The sequence below is a fragment of the Hyphomonas sp. UBA3601 genome (assembly GCF_002375605.1).
Taxonomy (GTDB): Bacteria; Pseudomonadota; Alphaproteobacteria; order Caulobacterales; family Hyphomonadaceae; genus Hyphomonas.
In genome coordinates this window covers 10816-11261 of sequence record NZ_DFME01000104.1, presented here as the reverse complement: position 1 = coordinate 11261, position 446 = coordinate 10816, and the positions used below count along the sequence as shown (strand labels likewise).

Annotated in this window: 1 pseudogene; it reads left to right on the top strand. The window is 55.4% G+C overall.

Features of this window, described 5'->3' with window-relative positions:
* Window positions 1-315: pseudogene (locus tag B4F73_RS10400) on the top strand (cell filamentation protein Fic); the annotation flags it as partial.
* Window positions 316-446: the final 131 nt, after the last annotated feature.

Genomic DNA, 446 nt, shown 5'->3' with positions numbered 1-446 from the left:
TATCGCTACTTCGACGCAACAGAGGCGGCAGAGTTCTTGTATGCCTGCGTCCAGCGAACCATCGAGACCGATCTCCCAAGGGAAATCGCCTATCTTCGAGCCCATGATGACGCTGAACGTAATATCATGAACCGTATCGAAATGCCGGACCGTCTGGCCAAGGATTTCATCATGTTCGTTCGGCAGAACAACGGCCATCTGTCCAAGGCGAGACGTACAGGCGCTTTCGCCAGTCTGGCCGATGCAGAAGTCGCCGAACTGGAGGAAATCGTACAAGCCGCATTCGCGGACTATTCTGCAGCCGCATACGATTGATCCCGTCAAAAAAGGGCCGAGACGGCCCTTTTGGCATCAATCGTGCTTCGGCAAGGCTCTACACTGATGGAGTCGGCCATTCCGAAGCTCGCACTGTCACTTTCCGAAGAAGCCCGGTTTTCCCGGCTCGC